1 protein-coding gene is annotated in these 4,348 nt (G+C 77.1%); it reads left to right on the top strand.

What is annotated here, in order from left to right:
* Positions 1–4,348, top strand: a 4,348-nt coding sequence (locus tag BN3385_RS28470) for a hypothetical protein (protein ID WP_059013912.1), incomplete at both ends; no start/stop codon positions are given.

Genomic DNA, 4,348 nt, shown 5'->3' with positions numbered 1-4,348 from the left:
GGGGCCGGCGGCAACGGCGCGGCAGGTATCGCCACGAGCATCACCGGCGGCACGGGTGGCAACGGTGGTGATCCGGGCAAGGTGGGCGCCGGCGCTCAGGGCGGCAGCGGTTCGGTCAACGGCGCCGATGGCACCGACGGCGCACTGCCAACTGAGCCGGCAGGCAAGGGTGGCAACGGCGGCGCCGGATTCACCGCCACACTCCCCGGCGCAGCGGGCGGCGACGGTGGCAAGGGCGGCAACGGCGGCGCCTACGGCAGCGGTGGCGATGGCGGCCCCGGCGGGAACGGCGCACCAGGCGCCGAGGGCTCCGACGGGATCAGCGGATCGACCACCACCATCAACGGCACCGCAGGCCAGGACGGCGGCGCAGGTGGAGCCGGCGGGGCAGGCGGCGCAGGCGGCGCCCAGCTAGGCAACGGCGGCAAGGGCGGTGCCGGTGGTAGCGGCGCTGCCGGCGGCGACGGCGGCAATGGCGGTACCGGCGCCCCGGGCCAGTCCGGTATCGACGCCTACGGCACCGGCGTCAACGGCGGCCAGAGCGGTGGCAGCGGTGGTGCGGGCGGCAACGGCGGCAAGGGCGGCCAGGGTGGTGCCGGTGGCACCTCCGGTCCGTATGGGTTCGCCGGAGACCAAGGCGCCGGCGGCAACGGCGGGGCCGGCGGCAACGGCGGTATCGGTGCCACCGGCGGTCCCGGCCACGACGGCGATGCGGGCAACCCGAACGTCAACTCCGGTGCCGGTCAGGACGGCGGCAACGGCGGCAACGGCGGAGTCGGCGGCGCGGGCGGCAAGGGCGGCGACGCCGGGACCGGGCTTACCACCGGAATCGGTGGGGCCGGCGGCAACGGTGGAGCCGGTGGCGACGGCGGCCTGAACGGAGACGGCGGGGACGGCGCCAACGGTACGGCCGCCAACCCCGACGGCGGCGACGGCGGCAAGGGCGGCAACCCGGGTACGGGTGCGGCCGGCGGCCAGGGCGGAACCCCGGGCACGGGCGCCACCGGCAGCCCCACCACCGACGGGACCGACGGCGCCGACGGGTTGACACCCACGGCGATCGGCGGCAACGGCGGCAATGGCGGTGACGGCTTCAGCCCGACGATTCCCGGCCAGGCCGGCGGAAACGGCGGCAAGGGTGGCGACGGTGGCCTCAACGGCAACGGCGGGGCCGGCGGCAACGGCGGCAACGGCTCGGACGGAGCGGCAGGCGCCAACGGCACCAGCGATCTGGACCCGAACGGCAAGGACGGACAGACCGGTGGGGCCGGCGGCGCCGGCGGTGACGGCGGCAAGAGCGGTACGGCCAACGGATTCGGCGGCGCGGGCGGCAATGCCGGCAACGCCGGAAACGGCGGCCCGGGCGGCAACGGCTTCAACACCTCCATCGGCAAGGGCGGTAACGCCGGCAACGGCGGTAACGGCGGTGCGGCCGCCGCCGGCGGTAACGGCGGCGACGGCTTCCTGGGCGGCGGCGACGGCGGCAACGGCGGCGATCCCGGCCTCGGCGGTGCGGCGGGCGTTCCCGGTGCCGGGCCGCTCGGCCCCGGCCTCAGCGGCGCACCCGGCAGCAAGCCGACCGCGCTCACCGGTGACGGCGGCGACGGCGGCGACGCCTTCGGTATCCCCGGACTGGGCCAACCGGGCTACGACGGCGGAAACGGCGGTAGCGCAGGCGAATACGGCGACGGCGGTGACGGCGGCAACGGCGGTACCGGCGGGACCGGCCTGACCGGTACGACCGGGAGCACGCCGGGTGGGACCGGCGGCACGGGTCAGCAGGGCGCCATCGGCGGCAAGGGCGGCCAGGGCGGCAACGGTGGCTCGATCGCGGGGAACAGCGGTGACGGCGGCGACGGCGGTCAGGGTGGCACGGGTGGCACCGGCGGCACCGGCGGGGCAGGCGACCCGACCTTCGTCGTGAACAACGGCACCGGTGGCACCGGCGGCACCGGCGGCGCCGGCGGCCAGGGTGGCCCCGGCGGCAACGCCGGATCGGTCACCAGCGGAACCGTCGGCGTCGGCGGTGACGGCGGTACCGGAGGCACGACCGGCCTCGGCGGGAACGGCGGAACCGGCGCGGCCGGCACCGCCAGCCATCCCACCGGCGGAGCAGGCGGCACCGGCGGCAATCCGGGCACTGTCGTCGGCACCGGAGGCACCCCCGGCACCGGTTCAACGAACGGAAACACCGGCGGGCCTGGGGTCTTGAACACCAGCACGGCCGGTGGGGCCGGCGGAACGGGTGGCGCCGGCTACACCCCGACCACCCCGGGTACCGATGGTGGTGATGGCGGACCGGGCGGTAACGCCGGCCAGTACGGCAATGGTGGGACCGGCGGCGCCGGCGGTAACGGCTCGGACGGCACTCCCGGCACCGACGCCACCACCATCGGTGGCAGCGGTACCGCGGGCACCTCGGGCGGCAAGGCGGGCAACGGCGGTGCTGGCGGCGCAGGCGGGACCATCGCCGGTGACGGCGGTGACGGCGGAGCGGGTGGCACCGGCGGCAACGGCGGCGACGGCGGCGACGGCAAGGTCGGCCAGTTCGGCAAGGCCGGCGTCAACAACGGAGCCGGTGGCGCGGGTGGCGACGGCGGCAACGGCGGCAACGGTGGCGCCGGCGGCAATGGCGGTGTCGGTGGCACCGCCACCGCAGGCAACGCGGGCAGCCAGGGCGCCGGCGGTGATGGTGGCAATGGCGGCCAGGCCGGCACACCCGGTGATGGCGGCGCCGGCGCGGACGGCACCGTGCTGCGCCGCAACGGCGGTAATGGCGCCGACGGCGGTGACCCCGGCACCACAGGTGTGGGCGGCGCAGGCGGCACCGGGTCGACGTCCGGCAGCACCGGGGCCGACGGCGCCCCGCTCACCGGCCCGCTGGGTAATGGTGGTCGCGGTGGCGACGGCTATACCCCCCTCGTTCCGGGCGCCAGCGGTGGCAACGGCGGAAACGGCGGTAACGGCGGGTCGATCGGCAACGGCGGGGCCGGCGGCAACGGTGGCAACGGCGTCAGCGGTCTGTCGGGTCCCAGCGCGACCAACCCCGGTGACAGCGGAGTAGCCGGCCGCTCGGGTGGCAGCGGCGGTGCCGGCGGAAACGGCGGATCCGGTGGTTCCATCTCAGGCGACGGCGGCAACGGCGGAACCGGTGGCACTGGCGGCGATGGCGGGGACGGCGGAAACGGCGTCAGCGGCGGAAACGGCGTGGCCGACGTCAACCAGTACGGCACCGGCATCGGTAGCGCGCAAAACGGTGGCAACGGTGGAGCCGGTGGCAACGGCGGCGCAGGCGGTAACGGCGGTAACGGCGGCGCTGCTCCGGCGGGCACCGTCGGCATCAACGGCGACGGCGGCAACGGCGGAACCGGCGGCACCGCGGGAATCGGCGGCAACGGCGGCAACGGCGCCAATGGCACCGCCACCAACCCGAACGGTGGAAACGGCGGCAACGGCGGCACCATGATCGAGGGCACCGGCGGCAAGGGCGGGCTGGCCGGCACCGGCGGCAGCAACGGGTCCAACGGCCTCGACGGCGCCGACGGCACCGCACCGGGCTCGCCCACCGGAAATGGTGGCAACGGCGGCGACGGCTTCACTCCGTCGACCCCGGGCGCCAACGGCGGTAACGGCGGTAACGGCGGAAGCGGCGGCACTTACGGCAACGGGGGCGACGGCGGCGACGCGGGCAACGGCGTGGCAGGTGTCAACGGCACCAACGCCACCACTGCAGGAGCCACCGGCGGCGCGGGCCAGGCTGGTGGCGCCGGCGGCAACGGCGGTGCGGGCGGCGCGGGCGGCACCATCTCCGGCGACGGCGGTGACGGCGGCACGGGCGGCACCGGCGCTGACGGCGGCAACGGCGGCGCCGGCGCCAACGGGGCCAACGGCACCAGCAACGGACCCGGCCAGTCCGGCGGCAACGGCGGCGTCGGTGGCGCCGGCGGCCAGGGCGGCACCGGCGGAGCCGCGGGTACGGCTACCGGCGGCACGCCCGGCATCGGCGGAACCGGCGGATCCGGCGGCGACGGTGGTGACGGCGGAACACCGGGTACCGGCGGCAAGGGCGCCAACGGCACCGTCACGGTCACCAACCCGACCGGCGACGGCGCCGACGGCGGCGCCAGTGGCACCGGCGGCCAGGGCGGTCAGGGCGGCACCGGCGGTCAGGGCGGCAGCGGCGCGATCGGCGGCGACGGCGGCGACGGCGGGAACGGCGGCAGCGCCACGCCGGGCCAGACCGGTGGGGCCGGCGGTAACGGCGGCGGGACCGACGGCAGCGGCGGCGACGGCGGTCAAGGCCCCAGCGGCGGTGACGGTGGCGCGGGTGGCACGGCAGGAGCCGGTG

Source organism: Mycobacterium sp. M26, assembly GCF_001494595.1.
Classification (GTDB): Bacteria; Actinomycetota; Actinomycetes; order Mycobacteriales; family Mycobacteriaceae; genus Mycobacterium.
The sequence above is the reverse complement of the archived record's forward strand: the minus strand, read 5'-3'. Positions and strand labels throughout refer to the sequence as shown.